The following is a 21,769-nucleotide window of genomic DNA, read 5'->3' as shown; positions in this document are numbered from 1 at the left end:
AATCGACTCGAGATTCAGCTACTTTATTTTTTAGAGTATGTCTCTTTTGTTGCATAATTTAAAATACCGGCAACTATCAATATCGCAAATATTGCAAAAAGTGCCATTTTATGATCTGTAAAAAGTGCTAACATTGACACTATAACTCCACTGCCAATAAACATAAATCCATTGATAATGGATGATGATGTGCTGATGTATTTTCGTTTCACAATCTCGCTGCCGACAGTAAAATTAAGCATATGTCCTCCCGCAAAAAACCCGAACATTAACATACAAAAGTACACAACGTGGACTGTTAAATGGCTGTATAGTAAAATAATAATTGAGACGCCTTGCAATAAAGCAAAAGCAGAAATTACATGTTTCCTATTTTTAAATAAGTTTGAGATTCGATCTGCAATTGGAGCACCAACTGCAAGACCAAGCCATAGTATTGCAGTTGCTATACCTGACTCCATTGCATTGAGTTCTGAGTTGCCCAGTAACCTTGGAGCCCACAAGGTATTAAGTGCTAAAAATGTTCCAAAAGTAATAGCACCCACCACTGAAGTTATCCAGATATCTCTTAATTTTAGCACTGTTAATATAGAGCACATTACTGTCTTCATAGAGCTTTTTATTGTGCGCTTTTCTGAGCTGCTTTCTGGAAGTGTGTTTGGACAAAAAAGCGTAAGTACAAATATCAACACACCAAATAGTATTATGCATACAATCAGATTTTTCCAATATGCATCTTCGGCAAGCAAGTTAGAGAACAGTATTTGAATTACCAAAGCAGAAAGGCTTGAAATTGTCTGCACTAGTGAAAACATTAGTCCAAATTGGGCAGCGGAAAAACATATGCTACTTGTGTGAGCAGCACCAATAAAACCAAATGATGCTCCAGTTGCAATCAACACTTGAGACAAAATCAAATGGGAGAAATTGTCACTATTAATAAGGACAAAAAACCCCAAGATCATAGTTGATAACGAGAAAAAATAAATTTTTTTACTGGAAAAAACATTAAACGTTGCTCCACTAAAAAATTGTAAGATGGCGAAAGTCCAAGTATATACTGAATTAGCCAGTGCAACTTGCGCGATTGTAAGTCCAAGTTCCTTTTCGAGATTTACACTTATAAAGGTATAAATTATCTGCATGTTGCTGAATATAACAACCAAGTTACTAATCAGCCAAATGAACCAAGCCTTAGCTCTGCTTTCCATAAGATTTATTTTTATAAGTAATCTATTAGAAATTTAACACTAAGTCTCTTTTTAAGCTATTGTTTCCTGACTACTGTTATAGCTAACCCAAAAAACGGTTTCCCTACGTCATGCCGCCGCGGTATCTCTTAGCCGCTAACAAGCAGCGGGATGACGATTGTCAGGGTGTCATCCTAGCGCCCCTATGATGTCATCCGAGTAGCCAACACTGGTTTCCATCCAAGACGGTGTCATTCCAGTGCTTGACACTGGAATGGCTTTGTTGCATCGCTCTTCGGATAGTAGGTAACGTACAATAAATTCATGAAGCTATCTCAAACTTAGCCATGCCTATTTCAGTAAATTTGTTAAGCAAATAACACTTGAGTAGCAGTTCCTTCTCACGATTAATTTCAGATTTGCTCCTAAAACTAAACCCAAATATTCGCTTCAACCTTGAGAAAAATCCTTCAATATACGATCTTTTTCCGTAATTTACTTCTTCTTTCCATCTTTTTATACCATTCTCACCATGTAATTTCATTAACTGAATAGCGGCATTTCTATCAAGCATATAATCCAATTTTGGATGCTCTGCTGCGTTGTTTTTCGGAGGAATTTTCGTTTTTATACCATATTGATTACACAGCTTATAGAGCTTTTCTCTGTCATATGCCCTATCTGCATATAGTACTTTTATGACATACTGAAAATCGACTTCTTTTAGCAAATCACAAGCTCCATAGTGATCAGACCGTTACTGTATTTTACAGCTATGGCTTTTTTGCTGTTTGTATTCAACATTACATGCAATTTTCTTGTCTGTTCATAGCTGCGATACTTTCTATCTTCGCTATTTTCTTTGCTATGACCAGGAGTGTTGTTGTATATACTAATTCCTGTACTGTCTATAGCAATTTCGATATCTTCCATATTATTTTTATCAATTCTGCAATCATTGATCTTAATATTGAGTTTCTTAAACCTTCTTGATGATTGTGAATAGCTGATAACTTGCAAATTTTTCCCAATTTGCTCAAGGTATCCTGCTATAAACTCAACTGTTTGCCTCAGGCCTATTCTAAATAAACAAGTTATTATGTGCACCAAAATTACAACTTTATCGCTATAAATATTGTTGCCACCTGGTATTTTTGGACCATTCTCGTACCACTTTTCTATGGCTTCGTTGATATAATGAAAAATATTTCCTCTTTTTTCTAGAAATTTGTTATATTCGCTATGGTTACTGACCCTCATTTTTTGTGGCATATTTTTTCTTTCAAGGTTAAATGGCTATTTTATAATGAATTTTGTCAGTAGCCACCAGATTTTTCAGTTGCTATGCAACAAAGCCCACTGGAATCCAGAAAAAAAGAAATATGTATCAGCTACTTTCATTTGCTGCGCCTCGAAAATAAACGTTCATGTAGCTAAGCCATAAATCCAGTATAAAGACCTTTAATCATTGGCTTCGTAGTACTTCTCAACCAACTTATTAAGTAACCTTACACCAAAACCTACTGCTCCTCTTGGACAAATGTCAGTACCTTTCTCGTGCCAAGCAGTGCCTGCGATATCTAAATGTGCCCAGCAAGTTTCATTCACAAAACGCTGTAAAAACTGTGCAGCCATTATGCTATCTCCACCAGAGCCTGCAGGAGCGATGTTTTGAACATCAGCAATCGGTGAATCAATAATTTTGTCATAAGTTTCATTCATAGGAAAACGCCATAACTTCTCATTTACTTCATTTCCTGCATCAATCAGACGGTTTGCTAATTCATCATTATTTGAAAAAAGACCAGCATATTCGTTATTTCCAAGTGCAACCACTATAGCACCAGTTAAAGTTGCAAGATCAATCATAAATTTTGGTGAGAATCTATCTTGCGTATACCATAAAGCATCTGCAAGTATGAGCCTTCCTTCTGCATCGGTGTTCAACACTTCTATTGTTTGTCCAGACATTGAAGTTACTACATCACTTGGTCTTTGAGCATTACCACCCACTGCATTTTCTGCAAGTGCGACCACGCCAATTGCATTTACTTTTGCTTTTCGTCCTGCTAAAGCATGCATCACCCCAACCACAGTAGCAGAGCCTGCCATGTCATATTTCATCGACTCCATACCACGTGAAGGTTTGAGTGATACTCCACCAGTGTCAAACATTATACCTTTACCAACAAAAGCTATAGGCTTTTGTTCTTTAGAAGCCCCATTCCATTTTATCACTACTAATTTTGGTTCTTTACTACTTCCTTGTGCAACTCCAAGCAAGGCTCCCATTTTTTTCTCTTCCATCTGCTTTTTATCAAGCACCTCGATTTCAAGGCCAAGCTTAGTAAGTTCTTTTTTTATATGATCAGCATAGGATTCTGGATATAGAATGTTAGGAGGCTCTGTTATAAAAGAGCGCGCAAGGAATATACTCTCACCTTCTTGCCTTAAGTGCTCAAATGATCTTTCAGCATTATTTAATTGTTCATCTTTTACTAATACGGTAATCTCCTCTACCTCTGTAATTTTCTCATCCTTTTTAGTTTTATACTTATCAAACTTAAAACTACGCAGAAACGCACCATATGCAACATTTGCTGCACTACCTTCGATTAAAACCGCTGCTTTTTTAATTTTTAATCTGCTTAGCTCACAATATATTTTACCACCAATATTTAATTCTTTATTTTCATTCCATTCATCCTTCTTACCCAGTCCAACAACTATAACATTTTTTTCTTCTGGCAAAGCAGTAGAGAAAAATTCACCAAAACTTCCATTGAAATCGCTAAATTGCTTTATATTATCTATGACCTGTTTTCCTTGCAAAACTCCGCCATCATTTACGGTTTCGTTGTCTTCAAATAAACCCATTACTATTGTTTTAAAATCGGGCGAAATTTTAGAAATTGTTATTTTCATTGCTGGTATCTCCGTTGCAAATAATTGTAAACTGTACATAAAACATAGCAAAAACATCAGTAAGATATTTTTCATATACATCCTAAGTACAATAACACTTAAGTTTACTATGGACTCCCTTACATGCAAGGTTTTTTATCTTTTATTAGAGAACTTATTATATCCGCCCAAGGTAATGTTAAACGTATAGGTTTTTATGACCTGATCACTGTAAGTAAATGGTGTTATGAGAAGGCTTGCAAGCCCATTACTAACAAAATCTTCAAGAACAGGATCAGCGCAATTATCGCAATTATGGTCAGCAAAAAACATTTGCGTTGTGAATTCTGGAAAATCCGGATGTTGAACTAGAAAGTTGATATGTGGAGCTCTATCACCAATTTTACCAGGTGCTATCGTAATAAAATTATAATAGCCAAGATTATTCACTACAAACCTTCCTGATCCAGCAAAATTCGGATCATCCTCTATATTCTTATCGTAATGGTTCACGCCGCGTGAATTCGCGTGCCATATAGAAACTACAGCATTTTGTATTGGTAAACAGTTTATATCAGTAATTCTACCCACTATGTGTATTAATTCTCCTGTTGCACTATTTGGAGAACCAGGTTTCCTTCTTAAATTGTTTGAAGAGCTAAAATTTTTTGGCCTTGCATCAAGGTCATATATTTCTGGAGTTTCAATGCAGTTGAGCAAAACAGGATCAGCTGCAAATAGCGGCAAACTGAATACCATTTGTACTAAAAACGCTAATAAGATATTTTTCACATTCATTTCATTTATAATAGACTTCTTGCATAACCATATAACAAACTTTTATTGGAAATAGAAACGAAAAAACTTGCTTGACACCCTTCGCCAGCCCCCTTATCATAAAACTGAAGGTATTCAGTTATCTTCATCTGTGCAGATTAAACAGCAAGAAAACAACGTAGTTGGCGTATTATTTTTAATTTTTTGCACTATGTGCACCTTATGTCTTCACAATATTTCTAGGTTTTTACCTACACAAGCTGAAACGCGCTATTTAAAACATTAAAAAACGCCAACTTAAAAAATGGATAGTGAATAACTAGCTACCCTAGGGTTTCTTTTGCCTTTTTTTCTGTTTAGTAAATTGTATCCGTTCAGCGGAGTGGTAGAATAAGGTAGACAAAGCAAGATAATAAAGATAATCATAGAGCAAAAGTGAGGTAATGTGGTAAACCTTTGAGAACTTTGCAAAAATTTACAGCAAAAAATAGAAAAGTTGGAAGGGAGGATAGAAGAGTTAGAGGCAGAAAATAAGGCCTTGAGGATTGAGAACGCTGAGTTGAAAGAGAGGCTTGGTTTAAACTCGAAAAATTCATCTCTACCGAGCTCTAAAGAATTGTACAAAACAAAAAAGGACAAGCCAAAAAGCGAAAGGAATGTTGGCGATCAGGTTGGGCATAAAGGAAATTTTCATGCCACAATGGAAGCGGATAAAGTAGTAAAAATAGAGTTGCCTAATATTTGCGAATGCGGAGGAGAGCTTGTAATATGCGAAAAACCTTATGTTCACCAAAAAGTTGATCTTCCGGAAATTAGGCCTTATGTAGTAATTGGAACATGGTCGTTGTCGGAGATGCAGAAAAAGAAAAAGTAGCAAGTTACCAGAAGGTGTTACGCCAGATGCATTTGGTCCAAGGGTTAAGTCTATAATTGCAGCACTCAGCGGATTTTACAAAAACTCAAAGCGTGAAGTGGCTAGTATCATAAATGACATTTTTAATTTGAACATAAGTGTTGGCAGCATATCAAATCTTACTATTACCCACAAATATGAGGTTCGTGAGCAAGTCGCCATCCTTCTGCTAAATCAAAGAGACGTTTATATCCTTTCCAAAGAGTAATTGGTCCTGGTTTTGGGTCATTTTTTCTTGCTAAATGGCCTCCAAGTTCATGAAACAGCTTCTTTTATGTTGGGAACTACACTTGGACATGGTTTTCTGTGTATTTTAACGTATAAAACTTTCCATTCTTCTTCAGCTAATAAAGTAGTACATGGTAATGTTGGGTTAGCTCTTGCAATTGATGTAATAAAGAAGATCCTCCAAGCAATAATACTCACAACTGTTAGATATCTCATTAGTCTTTCTGCTATTCCAAGCCTACATTCTTCAACTTTGAGACCGAATTTAAAATTTTATGTAATATCTCTATTTTCCATCTAAGGCAATAGCAGAAAAAGCACCAATAATAAAGTTAGCCTACGATGAATTAGACAGGTTTAGCTGGAATGAAAAAGATTTAGTAGCATATGAAGAAAGAATAATGGATCTACGTAAGGAAGAAGCCATTCTTGAATACAAACTTGAGGAAGGTATAGAGAAAGGAAAAATCGAAGTTGCAAAAAATTTACTTAAAGCTGGTGTATCTGTTAATTTAATAGCTGAATCCACTGGCCTTTCTCAAGCTGAAATTGTACAGCTTAAGCAAGAAGTGGCCTAAGTATCACGGTTTTTAGGGCTTTTTTAGCTCGGCAGTGGTCTGAAAAGTCCATTTTTCACTTTATAAAATGTTTATATTTTACCACCTACTTTATTTGAATAAGTTCTTCTGCCACACTCTGAACGGATATTTGAATCAGGCTCAAGTTGACAAGTAGATGTTATCTTGTTATAATAAGTAAGTAAGTATTTATTAATTTAATCTTAACTTAAGAGGGTATTTATAGTAGCAAGTGATAGTGTTTTAAAAAGGTATGCGTTAGCCTATATAAAGAAATCTGGTAGTAACAGTGATGTTAAAGAGTTTTTACAATTTTGTAATACGCAAAATACCACAAATTGGAGTGAGGAGAATTTTAAAAATGCGTATGAAAAATTTACACATCCAAATTCAAGCAATAGGCACGATACAGGAAGCAGAAATGATCAATATAACGCAGGGAATAACGCACAACCTACAGGCTCTCAGATTACACATATACATGTACACAATAGAGGTTTAGACTTTTGGGATTATTTGCTATTACAATGCTGGATGGATTCTTTATTCGGTGGACGTGGTCACACTACGGTTAATAATATAACGAATATTAACAATGGTAATACCACTCATCAAGGGAGAAAAGAGAATAAAAAAGAATCAGAAGACAGTAGAAAGCTATTAGCTTTGGGTATAGTAGCTGCAGTTGTGTGTGTTGCTTTCCATGCTGGTATGTGTTTTTGGTATAACAGCAGCAGAAAAGTGGCTAGAAAAGAAGAAAAAATAGATTACCTGGATAGTAAATTTAAAACGTTCAGAAATATAGAATTTGCGGTTGGCGTTGTTTCTTTGGCAGCTTTGGTAGCTTGTGCTGTTTACCCAGTCTTACCAGTGTGGGGTTTAGCTATCCTTGGCGTTAATTCTCTCGTATGTTTTGCTGGTGGTTTAGCTTTTCATATGAAGCATGAGGAAGAATCAGAAAATATCGAGAAAGCTAAAGGAGCGGTAGATAGCTGTCTTAGACAAGGGCATGGTTATGGAGATCCTTCTCGTTATGATGCACCACCTCCTTACTTTTCTCAAGATCCTAATACTACTCCAACTGCTCCTCCTTGTAGTGAATTTGATAATCCTAATGCGAAACGGCAGTCTGAGAATTGTGAGGGGTTCACGTATGATAGAAATGAATAGTTTTATTTTTAGCCAAATTAATTGAATCAAGCTACAAAACCTGCTAAAGTTAACTTTGTGAAAGCACCCTTAGCTCAGTTGGATTAGAGCATTTGACTACGGATCAAAAGGTCGGGCGTTCAAGTCGCTCAGGGTGCACCACATTTTATAGGAAACAGAAGTCATACTTGAAATTAATATATGTAATACCTATCTTTAAAGGTTAAGCACTAAACTATTATATATGAGCAAAAAAGACTACTATGATCTGCTGGAAGTAGGCAGAAATGCCAGTATTGATGAGATAAAAAAAGCGTATAAAAAATTAGCATTAAAATATCATCCTGATAGAAATCCTGGCAATCAAGAAGCAGAGGAAAAATTTAAAGAAGTAACAGCTGCATATGAAGTTCTGTCTGACTCTGAGAAAAGGGCAGGCTATGACCGTTATGGCCACGAAGGTGCTTCTGGTGGATTTCAAGGCTTTAGCTCTGCAGGAGATTTTAGCGACATATTCAATGACTTCTTTGGTGGAGGATTCGGTGGTGGTGCAAGTAGATCGAGAGCAAAAAGAAGTACAACAGGAGTATCTGGAGCAGACCTACGTTATGATCTTGAAATTACCTTAGAAGATGCATTTAAAGGAATACAAGCGCCTATACATTATGTGACAAATGTAAAATGTGATACATGCCAAGGCACAGGTGGCGAAGGAGCAATTAAACCAGTTCAGTGCCACACATGCCAGGGAAGCGGTAGGATTAGAACTCAACAAGGCTTTTTTACCATCGAAAGAACATGTACTACATGCTATGGGGAAGGAGAAATAATACAAAACAAATGTAAGAAATGTGGTGGAAGTGGACGTAGAAGAGATGAAGTAAATATATCCGTTTCAATTCCAAAAGGCATAGAAGAAGGAGCTAAGGTAAGGATAAGTGGTAAAGGAGAAGCTGGAACAAAAGGTGGAAAAAGTGGAGATTTATACGTATACGTGAAAATAATTTTCCATAAAATCTTTGCTAGAAATAAAGCAGATTTACACTGTAAAGTGCCTATAAGAATGACACTAGCAGTGCTTGGTGGTGAAATCGATATTCAATCAATTGATGGAGCTAAAATAAAAGTAAAGGTCCCTGAAGGCACTCAAACTGGTACCAAACTACGTTGTAGGGAAAAGGGTATGCCATATATGAACTCACATGCTCGTGGTGATTTATACGTACAGGTAATAGTTGAGACTTTAAATCCAAAAAATTTAACTAAAAAGCAAATTGAACTATTAAAAGCGCTTGAAGAAGAGGAAAATGCAAGTGTACAACAGCAATCTGAAGGGTTTTTTAGTAAAGTAAAAAAAAAATAAGAAATCTGCTAAATGACATAAAGGGGTAACTGTTTACGGGTTTTCATTTAATCCTGCAATTCTTTGACCTTATTAATGGAAAACTTAACAATAGTGTTATTATTAGCCAACAGAAACTTCTTAGTTCCTTAAAACTATGTAAAAGCAATAAATTTCTTTATTTAAGGTCGAAGTTTTGCTATTCTCAGGTTTTAATAATTTAAATTTAATGAATATAAACAAAAATGAGTTTTTATTTCTTCCGCTTGGGGGAGTAGGAAGAATCGGGATGAATGTTAGCCTATATCATTACCAAGGTAAGTGGATTATGATCGACCTTGGTGTTGGTTTTGCAGATGAAACTATGCCAGGTGTTGAGCTGCTCATTGCTGATATAGATTTTATTGCTCAAAGAAAAAAAGATTTACTTGGAATAATAATTACACATGCACATGAGGACCACTGCGGTGCAGTGCCCCACTTGTGGGAAGAGTTGCAGTGCTCCATATATACAACAAAGTTTACGGTTAATTTTCTTAAAGAGAAACTAAAAGAATTTCGATTGGAAGGTATAGTGCCTGTGAAAGAGGTAGACATAAATGGCAGCATAAATTTGGGTCCTTTTACCGTCGAGTTTATAAATGTAACTCATTCAATTCCTGAGGCAAATTCAATATTAATTAGCACTGAAATGGGTAGTGCACTCCATACCGGAGACTGGAAATTTGATCCAAAACCTGTTGTTGGATTAACTTCTAATATGGAGCGTCTAAAAGAAATTGGCGATAAAGGTGACCTGCTTGCAGCAATTTGCGATTCAACCAATATATTAAGCAAGCATCACCCTGAGTCAGAAGGTGAAATTTATAATAATATTTATAACATAATAAAGCGGTCTAAAAAATTAGTTGCTGTTTCGCTATTCGCTTCAAATGTGGCACGAATTGAAACGATAAGCCAAGCTGCAAAAGCACTAAATAGAAAAGTAGTTTTACTTGGTAGATCTTTATGGAGAATAGTGAAAGTTGCGCAAGATAGTGGTTATTTAACTGATTCTCCTCAGTTTCTTGAAGCAAAGGAAGCAGTAAATTTTCCAAGGGAAGAACTGGTGCTACTTTGCACAGGTTGTCAAGGTGAGCCACTGGCAGCTACCGCAAGACTTGCTGCTAAGAGTCATCAAGCATTTAAAATGCAGCAAGGTGATACCATGATCTTTTCGTCAAAAATCATTCCTGGAAATGAAACTCGTGCGCACAACATGCTCAATGCCTTTATTGAGATGGGGGTAGAAGTTATTACTGAAAAAACAGAGCATGTTCATGCTTCTGGGCATCCAACAAGAGAAGAGCTAAAGGAAATGTATTCTTTAATAAAACCGAAGATGTCTATTCCAGTTCACGGCGAATATATTCACACGCATGCACATGTAAAATTTGCTAAAGAGTGCGGTGTGGCAAAAGCAATAATGATTGCACCAGGTGATATTGTTAATTTGGAGAACGGAGAAAAGGTTGATTCAATTGATGTTGACTACTTTGGTATTGATGGTATGTTGCTACGTCATCCGGAGAGCAGTGTTATAAAAATGCGTAAAAGAATGAGAGATGCCGGAGTTATTGTGGTAACAGCAGTTGTAAACAAGAAAAATAAATTGCTTGCTAAACCAAAAGTATTTGTACCTGGTGTTTTTGAAGTGCTAGAAGATGCAGCTACCATACAGAAAATTGTCAAGAAAGTTGAGTCGTTGTTTAGTTTGCAGCCAACAAAAAAAATTAAAAATAAGATTGAAAGTTCAATATTGAGTATCTTAAAGGAATATTTACTAAAAAGACCTATAATTGAGGTTCAGATAGAACAGGTATGAAATGAATGAAGCTATTCGTTCATCTGGTGTTATTTATTTCGTTATTTATTCCTTATTTTACAAAAGCTGCTTTATATGTTGATATAAAAAAAAGCAGTGTTGGTAACATTGGTCTTGTTGTATCTAAATGTACATGTAAAACAGCGTTGGAAAGCGAATTAAGCGAAAATATTGCAAAGGTAATAGGAACAAATTTATCTAATTGTGGCTTATTTAATGTAAAACGTGGCGCGGAAGCTGAATCTAAATCTTGGAAAAGCGATACTGTAGTCACAGTAAGTTTAAGCGAAATATCTGGTAGTGCATTAGAGCTATCATTTCGTTTATTTGACGCTTTTACAAAAAGAGAATTACTTACTCAGTCAGTTGTTTTTCCAGCAAAAGACTGGAGAAAAATTGGTCACCTCGTTTCGGATGTGATACATGATAGATTGATTGGTGAGAAAGGGCACTTCAACACAAAAATCACGTATATCGCTGAAGAAAAAGATAGCAACTACAAATCTGTGCGTAAAATTGCTGTGATGAATCAAGATGGAAGTAATATAAAATACTTAACAAATGGCGATAGATTTGTGTCAACACCGAGATTCTCACCAAATGGAAAGGGTATTGTTTATATCTCGTACGCAAATGGTAAAAGTTATATAATATTAAAAAATTTAAAAGATAACACTGAATCAATAATCAGCGCATTTGAAGGAGTTGTTTCTGCACCAAGATTTTCTCCTGATGGTAAATCTCTTTTAATTTCCCACTCATTGGGTGGTGAAACGAATATATTATCTTTAGATTTAAGTAGTAAACGGACAAAAAAAATTACTAAAGGTTCAGCTATAAGCACTTCTCCCTCTTTTTCTCCAGATCAAAAGTATATGGCTTTTAGTTCTGATATAAGTGGGAGTCAGCAACTGTACGTTATCGATTTTACTAACAAAAGTAAAAAACCTAAAAGAATTAGTTTTGGAAGTGGAAGATATGCTACGCCTGTTTGGTCGCCAAAAGGAGATCTGATAGCTTTTACAAAGATTCAGTCAGGAAAATTTTACATAGGAGTTATGAAGCCAGATGGCAAAGAAGAACGTCTGCTTTCAGAGGGGCATAAAATTGAATCCCCGGCATGGCTACCAAATGGTAGAGAAATCATTTTTACAAGAACAGAATCACCAAGCAACTCTAAACTATATTTAGTAGACTTAGTAAAGAAAAATCAAAAAATGGTTTCCACTCCCACAAATGCTTCTTTACCGGATTGGTCTTATTTTTGAAAGTAGATCTATTATAGGTTTGATATGAGCCTTATTTTACTTTAATCGCTTATAACCTTTGGCACTACAAAATACCCATGCTCAGGTTTTGTATTGGACAATATCTCTTCTTTAATATTTTGAGAATTTATAACATCATCGCGTACATGAATGTCCTTGTCTATACTGCCATAACGCATAGGAGAAACACCTTCAGTATTAACTTGCAATAAAGTATCGTGTATCCAATCCAGCATTGTCAGTTCTTTGGAGTAGTGATCAATCTCGTCATTTGATAACTTAATCCTTACAAGCTGTGCAATTTTAAGCATTTCTTCCTTGGTAATTGTTATCCTCCTTGGATAAAGTGAGTTAAAATATCTACGACCGAAACAACTTCTATTTTACCAGTTTTTTCAAATTTGTGAAGTATGGTATCCGTAATCACTAATTTATCTAAAGAAGAGGAAGAGATTTTCTCAACTGCACTTCCTGAAAGCACACCGTGTGTGATGCATGAAGTTACGGACTTTGCTCCGTAACTTTTTAAAGCAAGAGCTGCATTACACAATGTTCCACCAGAGTCAACTATATCATCAACAATGACACAATTTTTGTTTGCAACTTCTCCTATTATGTTCATTACTTGAGATGTGCCTGCTTTCTCCCTATATTTATCTACTACAATAATCTTATCACTTAACCCTATCTTGTACTTTTCCTCTAAAGTCTTTGCAAAAGCACGTGCTCTACCAATTGCTCCAACATCAGGTGCAACAATTGCCAAATTTTCCGTGTGTATAGAGTCAACAAATGCTTCAAAGCAGTTCAAATTAGTTATCGGTACATCAAAGAATCCTTCAATTTGACTTGAGTGCAAATCAATAACTGCAACACTACTTGCACCTGCAGTTTGAATAAGATTTGCAACTAATTTGGCACTTAAAGCAGACTGCACATTATTGTTCTTGATAATTCTATCTTGCCTGCTATATCCATAATAAGGGATAATTACTACTATCCTTTTGGCTCCTAATCTATTTACTGCATCAATTATGAGCAGAAGCTCCATAAGGTTATCATTCACAGGGGGAGAAAGAGATTGTATTATATATACTTCTTGATTATATAGATCATTTGCTACTTCTACATTTACCTCGCCATCGGTAAACTTTGATATCCAAGCAGAGGATGGTTGAACATCTAGCCGGTTAACTACTGATTCCCCTAATTCCTTACTAGCATTACCTATTATTATCTTCATAACGCACTAATTGAGTTTTTAAGATTATACAGAAATTGTGAAATAATTGAAATGTAAGTGTCTTTATCTAGCATTCTTGTCGGTGAATTAGGTACCTCTTGTACAATGACCTGTCATTTTCACGCGTTGTTTCAATATACAGACCCAAATTGAAACAACTATACAAAATCCTGCTTATGTTTCAAGATAAATGACTTTAATGAAATATAATTTATCTAGTCATTTGTATCTGCTAACATACTACACTTCCCATTGTAGAGCCTCTGCAACTTACTGAAATTTATAATCGCTTTATAAAAAGCTTTATACTCTTTGCTTAATTGGAGGCGCTACCTCTGCACTTTCTGCTCTGTCTAGGGTACTACTTGGTTTTTCTGCAGTAATTTTTTGAATGCTACCATCTACCTTATTCTTGATATCTGCTCCATATGATCTTAATACTTCAATAGCTTTCTCGTTTCCACTATTCAGCGCAATATCCAAAGCATCCATTCCATCATTATTTTTGTGGTTGATAAAATTCTCTAACTCAAAGATTTTTATATATTGCTCAATGATGAATTCTACCACTTTTCCAGGGCAATTATTAGCGGCAGGAAAGAGTACTGCATTGTTAGAGGTTGTCCGGAAACTAGTAAATTCAAGCATATTCCCTCTTTAACATAACCCTACTCATAGCTAGGTATATGAAATTCTCAGTGGATGTTGTGAGTAAATCATACTCCTTCGATAGCCTTCTATTCCTATTAACCCAAGCAAAAGTCCTTTCTACAACCCATCTTCTTGGCTGTACTTTAAACCCTTGTTCTCTTGTTGGTAGTAGCTCAGGTGGCGTATCTTTGTGCACCCAAAATCTACATGGAGGCCTTGTAACAATTTCAATATCTATGTCATATTCTTCCTTTATGTGATTCTTTAAATTTCTTCCTTGGTATCCCATGTCAGCCCACATTTTTTTAACTTTAGTATATTTTGTTCTCATATTGTTTAATGCTATTTTAATACCATCTCTATCATTTTCGTTAGCAGCGCCTACGTAACAACCTAGTATAAAACCCTGAGTGTCTGTAATTATATGCCTTTTTCTACCCTTTACTTTTTTACTTCCATCATAGCCTTTGATCCCCCCTTTTCTGTAGTCTTTACAGATTGACTATCTACTATACAGGCACTCGGCTGCTCATTCCTTCCTATTTTTCTTCTACTATATTTTGTAATTTCATAATTCATTTTCTCAAAAATTCCCTGCTTCTTCCATTGCCTGAACTGCTCATACACAGTCTTCCATAGCGGAAAATCATTTGGTAAATACCGCCATTGACACCCTGTACGCAATACATAGAAAATTGCTTCTAATATTTCTCTTTTGCTATACTTTGGCGGCCTTCCTCCTTTCTTGTATGATACTCTGAAGTGTTTTTCTATTCTTGCCCATTCCCTTTCGCTTAGATCTGTTGGATACTTTTTTCTCATCTTTACCCCGTACTAAAATTTCAGATATTATAGCCTTTTACTTGTTTCCGGACAACCTCTGATACCAATTCCCATTACAGGGCAAACAGATGGACAATGATGGAAGAAAAGCCATACTGAAGTAAGTAAAATAGCGAGGTTTAAATGGCATTAAGATCAAAATTATTGGATGAAAAAGTAGTAGAATCAGCAAAAGAAATGCTGAAGAAAGTAAGGAATAATGCATATGTTTCAAAAAAACTAAATGCTGTAATTGCAGCAAAAAAGTACAGTATAACGGCTGTAGCAAAAATATATTGCATTTCAAGAAGCGCACTAACTTCGTGGGTAAAACTCTTGAAAATTGGCAGAGAAGAAAAACTGTTTGCTCCTTCACAACGTCGTAGAAAAACTAAATTAAATCAGGCTCAACTACAGCAAATTGAAGAGTGGATAGAAGAAAATCCTAATATCACCATTAAAGAAATGAGAATAAGAATCCAGGAAAAGTTCGGATTAAATATCAGCAAATCTACAGTACACCGCCATATGCAAAAGATGAAATTCTCATATATTACACCAAGACCAGTTCATAATGGACAAGATAAAAGCAAACAAGAGGAATTCAAAAAAAAATCTCAATGGAGCTATTAGCAAGTATCCAGAAAAAGAGCTATTTTTCTTTGATGAATCATGGTTTGGCACACATTCAAAAGTTGGACATGGGTGGTTTAAAAAGGGGATTAGAACACAGGTTAAAACAAAATTAGGTAGGCAAAATTTCTATCTCTATAGTGCAGTTAATCCTAGAAATCGAGAGAGTTCTAGCTTATTTGCACCAAATGTCAACACTGATTGCATGAACATATTTCTTGAGCAAATTTCGCAATATCTAGAAACACGAGAGGCTTTTCTCGTTATGGACTGTGCTAGTTGGCATAGGTCAAAAAATTTAAAGGTACCTAAAAATATCGACATTATATACCTACCTCCATACTCACCTGAGCTAAATCCTGTTGAGAGGCTTTGGTTATATATAAAACAGAACATTTTGCGCAATAAAATATACGATACAATTGCTCTACTTGAGGGTGCTTTGTGCAAATTTATTACTTCTCTTGCCAGCTCCACAATTAAACAACTCTGCAATGTTTCCTATTTGACTGGACAACAATGAGAATTGGTATTAGAGGTTGTCCGGAAACAAGTAAAAGGCTATAATATCTGAAATTTTAGTACGGGGTAAAGATGAGAAAAAAGTATCCAACAGATCTAAGCGAAAGGGAATGGGCAAGAATAGAAAAACACTTCAGAGTATCATACAAGAAAGGAGGAAGGCCGCCAAAGTATAGCAAAAGAGAAATATTAGAAGCAATTTTCTATGTATTGCGTACAGGGTGTCAATGGCGGTATTTACCAAATGATTTTCCGCTATGGAAGACTGTGTATGAGCAGTTCAGGCAATGGAAGAAGCAGGGAATTTTTGAGAAAATGAATTATGAAATTACAAAATATAGTAGAAGAAAAATAGGAAGGAATGAGCAGCCGAGTGCCTGTATAGTAGATAGTCAATCTGTAAAGACTACAGAAAAGGGGGGATCAAAGGCTATGATGGAAGTAAAAAAGTAAAGGGTAGAAAAAGGCATATAATTACAGACACTCAGGGTTTTATACTAGGTTGTTACGTAGGCGCTGCTAACGAAAATGATAGAGATGGTATTAAAATAGCATTAAACAATATGAGAACAAAATATACTAAAGTTAAAAAAATGTGGGCTGACATGGGATACCAAGGAAGAAATTTAAAGAATCACATAAAGGAAGAATATGACATAGATATTGAAATTGTTACAAGGCCTCCATGTAGATTTTGGGTGCACAAAGATACGCCACCTGAGCTACTACCAACAAGAGAACAAGGGTTTAAAGTACAGCCAAGAAGATGGGTTGTAGAAAGGACTTTTGCTTGGGTTAATAGGAATAGAAGGCTACCGAAGGAGTATGATTTACTCACAACATCCACTGAGAATTTCATATACCTAGCTATGAGTAGGGTTATGTTAAAGAGGGAATATGCTTGAATTTACTAGTTTCCGGACAACCTCTAAGGTTTACTTTGCGTAATAACAGAGAAGAGGTGAAAGATATTTCTTCTTTTGGCTGGAGAAAAGTATTGGATTCTGCTGGAAGCAGACACATTACGATAAAAATTAATGGAATTTTAGACTCTGTATTAGCTGATGAATTATTACGTAATTCTGCTATGCTAAACTCTAATAATGATTATGAAATTAGTTTTAATGCTAAGGAAAAGATAAGGCTTAGGTGTTCAGTTGAATTGTATGAGAGGTGTTATGATCCTGTTACTTTTGACAGCTTTACTGTCGTTTTAGTCAGTGCTGAAGTTGTAAACGCTTTTCATTAATGTTAATTTAATTTTTTCATATACAATAGTAACTGGTGAGAATTTTAACTAAATTAAAAAAAATCATGAACGACAAAGACCTTTTCGAGGAAGACGGTGATGATATTGAAGAAAATAACGATGATAAAAGAGAGAAAAGTTTAGAAAATGAAAATCAGCAAAATCAAGAAGAACAACACAAAGAGGAAGATAAGCAATACATAATACAATATATTCAAGACTATTTGAAAGTTTTTGAGGATATTCTAAATCAGATCGACGAAGGAATTGATAATTTAGATAGTTACGAAAGGACTATGCAAATAAAGCGAAGCATAGACAGGCTCATAGAGACTTTATATAGTCAGGCTGCGTCCGAAGATATTGATGCAGAATTTGAAACTACCAAACACACTCGCGATAAATCAGAATCTATGAAAAGAGTTAGAGAGAAGAGAAGAAAGCAAGTGATAGAAGAAGTATTAAGTAGCATGTTTGCCCAGCAACAAAAGGAGCTAATGAACGCTAAACACTTAAGTCATGGACATGAAACAGCAAAAGATGGGGATGTCCACGAAGCAAAGGAAAAAGTGAAGTCTTCAATCAGGGGAGTGTTGTTTTCGGTGATTGCTCATAGGATGGATCCAAGAAGGAGGGCAGGGGAAACTGCTGACGGTAACGAAAAGCAAGCTCATATATATGGCAGGGAAGCAGTTGGTGGAGCTTTAGGTGCATTGTTAAAAACGTTTTTAACAGCAGTTATTGCCGTTGTGCGTGAAATTGCTAAGCCACTTCAGAAACCGGAAACATCTTTTGCAAAACAAGTTGAAGAAAGCAGAAACGCAGATTCACAAAAGGGTCGATCTGTGTAGATTTCTCCTTGTAATAATCTTTCGATTCTACTGTCTGTTAATTCAAATTAGGGTTATAAAATTTTAGAAGCCAGCTCTTATATAACCAATTTATAGCAAGAAATTACGATACAAAAATCAGCGTCCGTTAGAAAATAAACATAACACAGGGTGATAGAGTTGCCCCTATCCATAAGCGTCAGTTAAGCTCAAAATTGTAAGCTTAAAATATGGTTGAATAATTATTAATAATAGTATATAATTATTAACGTTTTTCAGGCATTTTTGTTATGGGTGCGCCAAGTAAGCGTTTAGAATACAATTGGTGAAAATCCAACTGACCTTACCCAGAAAAAGTGGAGAGAAAGTGTGGAATGTTTTTTACAAAAAGAATGATGCATCAAATTGTTCTGGAATGCAATAGTTAATAGTGACGTTGTTTGTTATAAAAAATTTCTATGTATTCAAATATTGCAGTTCTAGTTTGTTGAGCAGAGTGTTGTGAAGTATCAATAAGTATTTCTCTTTTCAATGAGCTAAAGAAGCTTTCTGCAACAGAATTGTCGTAACAACAGCCTTTATTACTCATCTATATTCTTTACAGCTAAGAGATATTGATACCCTTGCGCAGTATATTGTGAACCTTGGTCACTGTGCAGCAGTAGATTTTTAACAGGTTTACGCCTATTAATGGCCATTAATAAAGAGTTCATAACCAATTGTTTATTTATTGCACTACTCATTAACTACCATACGTGAGAATTATTGCTGCCAAATATAGCCATCCCTCCTTGGTTTTGATGTAAGTAATCCCATACTTTATTTGGTTGATCAACAATAAAGTTTTGATCTAGTATATTGGGAGCTACAGCTCTATTATCTGTTTGTTGTTTTTTAATTTTAAACTTTCTTCTCAGTATAGCCCTGATGTCATTTTTCTGCATAATACTTTGCACCGTTTTCAAATTGCAACTTTTACCCAAAGCCTTCAATTCAGCATGAATTTTAGGAGCTCCATATCTACATTTAGAAACTTGATATATTTTTTGAATAGCTTCGAGTAGCTCTTTATTTGCTGATTCTCTACTGCTTATTTTTCTTGTGGTCCACTTATAGTAGCCACTAGCAGAAAATCCTACATAATTCCTGTACTTTATAGCAGTTATACCAATTCCCATTACAGGGCAAACAGATGGACAATGATGGAAGAAAAGCCATACTGAAGTAAGTAAAATAGCGAGGTTTAAATGGCATTAAGATCAAAATTATTGGATGAAAAAGTAGTAGAATCAGCAAAAGAAATGCTGAAGAAAGTAAGGAATAATGCATATGTTTCAAAAAAACTAAATGCTGTAATTGCAGCAAAAAAGTACAGTATAACGGCTGTAGCAAAAATATATTGCATTTCAAGAAGCGCACTAACTTCGTGGGTAAAACTCTTGAAAATTGGCAGAGAAGAAAAACTGTTTGCTCCTTCACAACGTCGTAGAAAAACTAAATTAAATCAGGCTCAACTACAGCAAATTGAAGAGTGGATAGAAGAAAATCCTAATATCACCATTAAAGAAATGAGAATAAGAATCCAGGAAAAGTTCGGATTAAATATCAGCAAATCTACAGTACACCGCCATATGCAAAAGATGAAATTCTCATATATTACACCAAGACCAGTTCATAATGGACAAGATAAAAGCAAACAAGAGGAATTCAAAAAAAAATCTCAATGGAGCTATTAGCAAGTATCCAGAAAAAGAGCTATTTTTCTTTGATGAATCATGGTTTGGCACACATTCAAAAGTTGGACATGGGTGGTTTAAAAAGGGGATTAGAACACAGGTTAAAACAAAATTAGGTAGGCAAAATTTCTATCTCTATAGTGCAGTTAATCCTAGAAATCGAGAGAGTTCTAGCTTATTTGCACCAAATGTCAACACTGATTGCATGAACATATTTCTTGAGCAAATTTCGCAATATCTAGAAACACGAGAGGCTTTTCTCGTTATGGACTGTGCTAGTTGGCATAGGTCAAAAAATTTAAAGGTACCTAAAAATATCGACATTATATACCTACCTCCATACTCACCTGAGCTAAATCCTGTTGAGAGGCTTTGGTTATATATAAAACAGAACATTTTGCGCAATAAAATATACGATACAATTGCTCTACTTGAGGGTGCTTTGTGCAAATTTATTACTTCTCTTGCCAGCTCCACAATTAAACAACTCTGCAATGTTTCCTATTTGACTGGACAACAATGAGAATTGGTATTAGAGGTTGTCCGGAAACAAGTAAAAGGCTATAATATCTGAAATTTTAGTACGGGGTAAAGATGAGAAAAAAGTATCCAACAGATCTAAGCGAAAGGGAATGGGCAAGAATAGAAAAACACTTCAGAGTATCATACAAGAAAGGAGGAAGGCCGCCAAAGTATAGCAAAAGAGAAATATTAGAAGCAATTTTCTATGTATTGCGTACAGGGTGTCAATGGCGGTATTTACCAAATGATTTTCCGCTATGGAAGACTGTGTATGAGCAGTTCAGGCAATGGAAGAAGCAGGGAATTTTTGAGAAAATGAATTATGAAATTACAAAATATAGTAGAAGAAAAATAGGAAGGAATGAGCAGCCGAGTGCCTGTATAGTAGATAGTCAATCTGTAAAGACTACAGAAAAGGGGGGATCAAAGGCTATGATGGAAGTAAAAAAGTAAAGGGTAGAAAAAGGCATATAATTACAGACACTCAGGGTTTTATACTAGGTTGTTACGTAGGCGCTGCTAACGAAAATGATAGAGATGGTATTAAAATAGCATTAAACAATATGAGAACAAAATATACTAAAGTTAAAAAAATGTGGGCTGACATGGGATACCAAGGAAGAAATTTAAAGAATCACATAAAGGAAGAATATGACATAGATATTGAAATTGTTACAAGGCCTCCATGTAGATTTTGGGTGCACAAAGATACGCCACCTGAGCTACTACCAACAAGAGAACAAGGGTTTAAAGTACAGCCAAGAAGATGGGTTGTAGAAAGGACTTTTGCTTGGGTTAATAGGAATAGAAGGCTATCGAAGGAGTATGATTTACTCACAACATCCACTGAGAATTTCATATACCTAGCTATGAGTAGGGTTATGTTAAAGAAGGAATATGCTTGAATTTACTAGTTTCCGGACAACCTCTAACTGCTATAAAGTACAGGAATTATGTAGGATTTTCTGCTAGTGGCTACTATAAGTGGACCACAAGAAAAATAAGCAGTAGAGAATCAGCAAATAAAGAGCTACTCGAAGCTATTCAAAAAATATATCAAGTTTCTAAATGTAGATATGGAGCTCCTAAAATTCATGCTGAATTGAAGGCTTTGGGTAAAAGTTGCAATTTGAAAACGGTGCAAAGTATTATGCAGAAAAATGACATCAGGGCTATACTGAGAAGAAAGTTTAAAATTAAAAAACAACAAACAGATAATAGAGCTGTAGCTCCCAATATACTAGATCAAAACTTTATTGTTGATCAACCAAATAAAGTATGGGATTACTTACATCAAAACCAAGGAGGGATGGCTATATTTGGCAGCAATAATTCTCACGTATGGTAG

General features: G+C 35.4%; 21 protein-coding genes, 1 tRNA gene and 5 pseudogenes. 14 read left to right on the top strand and 13 right to left on the bottom strand.

The features are described 5' to 3' along the window. Positions 1 to 23 precede the first annotated feature (23 nt). The 5 genes from AAGD51_RS03870 to AAGD51_RS03850 form a co-directional block, all read right to left on the bottom strand. Positions 24 to 1,211, bottom strand: a complete 1,188-nt coding sequence (locus AAGD51_RS03870; protein WP_006279883.1) for an MFS transporter — start codon at positions 1,209 to 1,211, stop codon at positions 24 to 26. Between the two features lie 301 nt (positions 1,212 to 1,512). After that, positions 1,513 to 1,920, bottom strand: coding sequence for a transposase (locus tag AAGD51_RS03865; protein WP_049973602.1), 408 nt, complete (start codon positions 1,918 to 1,920; stop codon positions 1,513 to 1,515). Continuing rightward, a complete protein-coding gene (locus AAGD51_RS03860; RefSeq protein ID WP_341810376.1) occupies positions 1,914 to 2,462 on the bottom strand; it encodes a transposase in 549 nt (182 codons plus the stop codon). The genes AAGD51_RS03865 and AAGD51_RS03860 overlap by 7 nt, the downstream gene beginning before the upstream one ends. A gap of 189 nt (positions 2,463 to 2,651) precedes the next feature. After that, the gene (locus AAGD51_RS03855) at positions 2,652 to 4,154 is read right to left on the bottom strand and encodes a leucyl aminopeptidase (protein WP_341810375.1); all 1,503 of its coding nucleotides are present in this window, start codon (positions 4,152 to 4,154) and stop codon (positions 2,652 to 2,654) included. Positions 4,155 to 4,250: 96 nt separating this feature from the next. Next, positions 4,251 to 4,892, bottom strand: coding sequence for a protocatechuate 3,4-dioxygenase (locus AAGD51_RS03850; RefSeq protein ID WP_006279956.1), 642 nt, complete (start codon positions 4,890 to 4,892; stop codon positions 4,251 to 4,253). A 466-nt stretch (positions 4,893 to 5,358) separates the two neighbouring features. On the opposite strand from AAGD51_RS03850, the pseudogene AAGD51_RS03845 reads away from it, so the two are divergent. Beyond that, positions 5,359 to 5,902 (top strand): annotated as a pseudogene (locus AAGD51_RS03845) (DUF6444 domain-containing protein); the annotation flags it as partial. Between the two features lie 7 nt (positions 5,903 to 5,909). Here the strand turns inward: AAGD51_RS03845 and AAGD51_RS03840 are convergent. Next, positions 5,910 to 6,320, bottom strand: a pseudogene (locus tag AAGD51_RS03840) (IS4 family transposase); the annotation flags it as partial. Here AAGD51_RS03840 and AAGD51_RS03835 point away from each other — a divergent pair. The 6 genes and pseudogenes from AAGD51_RS03835 to AAGD51_RS03810 all read left to right on the top strand — a co-directional run. Next, positions 6,312 to 6,590 (top strand): annotated as a pseudogene (locus AAGD51_RS03835) (hypothetical protein); the annotation flags it as partial. The pseudogenes AAGD51_RS03840 and AAGD51_RS03835 sit on opposite strands and share 9 nt — an antisense overlap. 516 nt (positions 6,591 to 7,106) lie before the next feature. Then, complete coding sequence (locus AAGD51_RS03830) at positions 7,107 to 7,760, top strand: hypothetical protein (RefSeq protein WP_236514327.1); 654 nt, start codon at positions 7,107 to 7,109, stop codon at positions 7,758 to 7,760. A gap of 63 nt (positions 7,761 to 7,823) precedes the next feature. Next, positions 7,824 to 7,901: transfer RNA gene (locus AAGD51_RS03825), tRNA-Arg, on the top strand. A gap of 82 nt (positions 7,902 to 7,983) precedes the next feature. After that, a complete protein-coding gene (gene dnaJ / locus AAGD51_RS03820) occupies positions 7,984 to 9,102 on the top strand; it encodes a molecular chaperone DnaJ (RefSeq protein ID WP_012673045.1) in 1,119 nt (372 codons plus the stop codon). A 208-nt stretch (positions 9,103 to 9,310) separates the two neighbouring features. Continuing rightward, complete coding sequence (locus AAGD51_RS03815) at positions 9,311 to 10,945, top strand: ribonuclease J (protein WP_012673044.1); 1,635 nt, start codon at positions 9,311 to 9,313, stop codon at positions 10,943 to 10,945. A 5-nt stretch (positions 10,946 to 10,950) separates the two neighbouring features. Beyond that, on the top strand, positions 10,951 to 12,213 hold the full coding sequence (locus AAGD51_RS03810; protein ID WP_006279726.1) for a Tol-Pal system protein TolB: 1,263 nt from the start codon (positions 10,951 to 10,953) through the stop codon (positions 12,211 to 12,213). A gap of 41 nt (positions 12,214 to 12,254) precedes the next feature. Here the strand turns inward: AAGD51_RS03810 and gatC are convergent, their stop codons facing one another. The 4 genes and pseudogenes from gatC to AAGD51_RS03790 form a co-directional block, all read right to left on the bottom strand. Further along, the gene (gene gatC, locus AAGD51_RS03805; protein WP_341810511.1) at positions 12,255 to 12,545 is read right to left on the bottom strand and encodes an Asp-tRNA(Asn)/Glu-tRNA(Gln) amidotransferase subunit GatC; all 291 of its coding nucleotides are present in this window, start codon (positions 12,543 to 12,545) and stop codon (positions 12,255 to 12,257) included. Next, on the bottom strand, positions 12,542 to 13,456 hold the full coding sequence (locus AAGD51_RS03800; protein WP_341810374.1) for a ribose-phosphate diphosphokinase: 915 nt from the start codon (positions 13,454 to 13,456) through the stop codon (positions 12,542 to 12,544). The genes gatC and AAGD51_RS03800 overlap by 4 nt, the downstream gene beginning before the upstream one ends. A 303-nt stretch (positions 13,457 to 13,759) precedes the next feature. Next, positions 13,760 to 14,083, bottom strand: a pseudogene (locus tag AAGD51_RS03795) (ankyrin repeat domain-containing protein); the annotation flags it as partial. 13 nt (positions 14,084 to 14,096) lie between these two features. Beyond that, positions 14,097 to 14,929, bottom strand: a pseudogene (locus AAGD51_RS03790) (IS5 family transposase). A 144-nt stretch (positions 14,930 to 15,073) separates the two neighbouring features. On the opposite strand from AAGD51_RS03790, the gene AAGD51_RS03785 reads away from it, so the two are divergent. The 4 genes from AAGD51_RS03785 to AAGD51_RS03770 all read left to right on the top strand — a co-directional run bounded on the left by AAGD51_RS03785 (position 15,074) and on the right by AAGD51_RS03770 (position 18,184). Beyond that, positions 15,074 to 16,085 (top strand): IS630 family transposase gene (locus tag AAGD51_RS03785; RefSeq protein ID WP_236514338.1). Its coding sequence is split into 2 segments (ribosomal slippage): positions 15,074 to 15,535 and positions 15,537 to 16,085, totalling 1,011 coding nucleotides; the frame shifts between segments, so codons are not numbered across the junction. Between the two features lie 71 nt (positions 16,086 to 16,156). Then, positions 16,157 to 16,989, top strand: a protein-coding gene (locus AAGD51_RS03780; RefSeq protein WP_341810373.1) for an IS5-like element ISWpi1 family transposase whose coding sequence is annotated in 2 segments (ribosomal slippage) — positions 16,157 to 16,526 and positions 16,526 to 16,989 — 834 coding nt in all. Because the reading frame shifts where the segments join, the coding sequence is not laid out codon by codon here. Then, positions 16,986 to 17,333 carry a phage tail tube protein gene (locus AAGD51_RS03775; RefSeq protein ID WP_236514521.1) on the top strand — a complete coding sequence of 116 codons (348 nt, stop codon included), beginning with the start codon at positions 16,986 to 16,988 and terminating at the stop codon, positions 17,331 to 17,333. Before AAGD51_RS03780 ends, AAGD51_RS03775 begins: the two co-directional genes overlap by 4 nt. 65 nt (positions 17,334 to 17,398) lie before the next feature. Further along, on the top strand, positions 17,399 to 18,184 hold the full coding sequence (locus AAGD51_RS03770) for a hypothetical protein (protein WP_077188485.1): 786 nt from the start codon (positions 17,399 to 17,401) through the stop codon (positions 18,182 to 18,184). 403 nt (positions 18,185 to 18,587) lie between these two features. Here the strand turns inward: AAGD51_RS03770 and AAGD51_RS03765 are convergent, their stop codons facing one another. Genes AAGD51_RS03765 through AAGD51_RS03760 form a run of 3 tightly spaced genes read right to left on the bottom strand, consistent with a single transcriptional unit; the run spans position 18,588 to position 19,341 of the window. Further along, positions 18,588 to 18,752, bottom strand: coding sequence for an IS3 family transposase (locus AAGD51_RS03765; RefSeq protein WP_010082072.1), 165 nt, complete (start codon positions 18,750 to 18,752; stop codon positions 18,588 to 18,590). Then, complete coding sequence (locus AAGD51_RS07230; RefSeq protein ID WP_406722028.1) at positions 18,745 to 18,861, bottom strand: hypothetical protein; 117 nt, start codon at positions 18,859 to 18,861, stop codon at positions 18,745 to 18,747. Before AAGD51_RS07230 ends, AAGD51_RS03765 begins: the two co-directional genes overlap by 8 nt. Before the next feature lie 48 nt (positions 18,862 to 18,909). After that, on the bottom strand, positions 18,910 to 19,341 hold the full coding sequence (locus AAGD51_RS03760) for an IS3 family transposase (RefSeq protein ID WP_341810372.1): 432 nt from the start codon (positions 19,339 to 19,341) through the stop codon (positions 18,910 to 18,912). Positions 19,342 to 19,410: 69 nt separating this feature from the next. Here AAGD51_RS03760 and AAGD51_RS03755 point away from each other — a divergent pair. From AAGD51_RS03755 to AAGD51_RS03745, 3 genes are all read left to right on the top strand, one after another. Further along, positions 19,411 to 20,422 (top strand): IS630 family transposase gene (locus tag AAGD51_RS03755; protein WP_236514338.1). Its coding sequence is split into 2 segments (ribosomal slippage): positions 19,411 to 19,872 and positions 19,874 to 20,422, totalling 1,011 coding nucleotides; the frame shifts between segments, so codons are not numbered across the junction. Positions 20,423 to 20,493: 71 nt separating this feature from the next. Further along, positions 20,494 to 21,326, top strand: a protein-coding gene (locus tag AAGD51_RS03750; RefSeq protein WP_341810371.1) for an IS5-like element ISWpi1 family transposase whose coding sequence is annotated in 2 segments (ribosomal slippage) — positions 20,494 to 20,863 and positions 20,863 to 21,326 — 834 coding nt in all. Because the reading frame shifts where the segments join, the coding sequence is not laid out codon by codon here. Beyond that, on the top strand, positions 21,323 to 21,769 hold the full coding sequence (locus AAGD51_RS03745) for an IS3 family transposase (protein WP_265029786.1): 447 nt from the start codon (positions 21,323 to 21,325) through the stop codon (positions 21,767 to 21,769). The genes AAGD51_RS03750 and AAGD51_RS03745 overlap by 4 nt, the downstream gene beginning before the upstream one ends.

The sequence above is a fragment of the Wolbachia endosymbiont (group A) of Volucella bombylans genome (genome assembly GCF_964026965.1).
Classification (GTDB): domain Bacteria; phylum Pseudomonadota; class Alphaproteobacteria; order Rickettsiales; family Anaplasmataceae; genus Wolbachia; species Wolbachia pipientis.
This window is presented reverse-complemented; position numbering and strand designations above follow the sequence as displayed.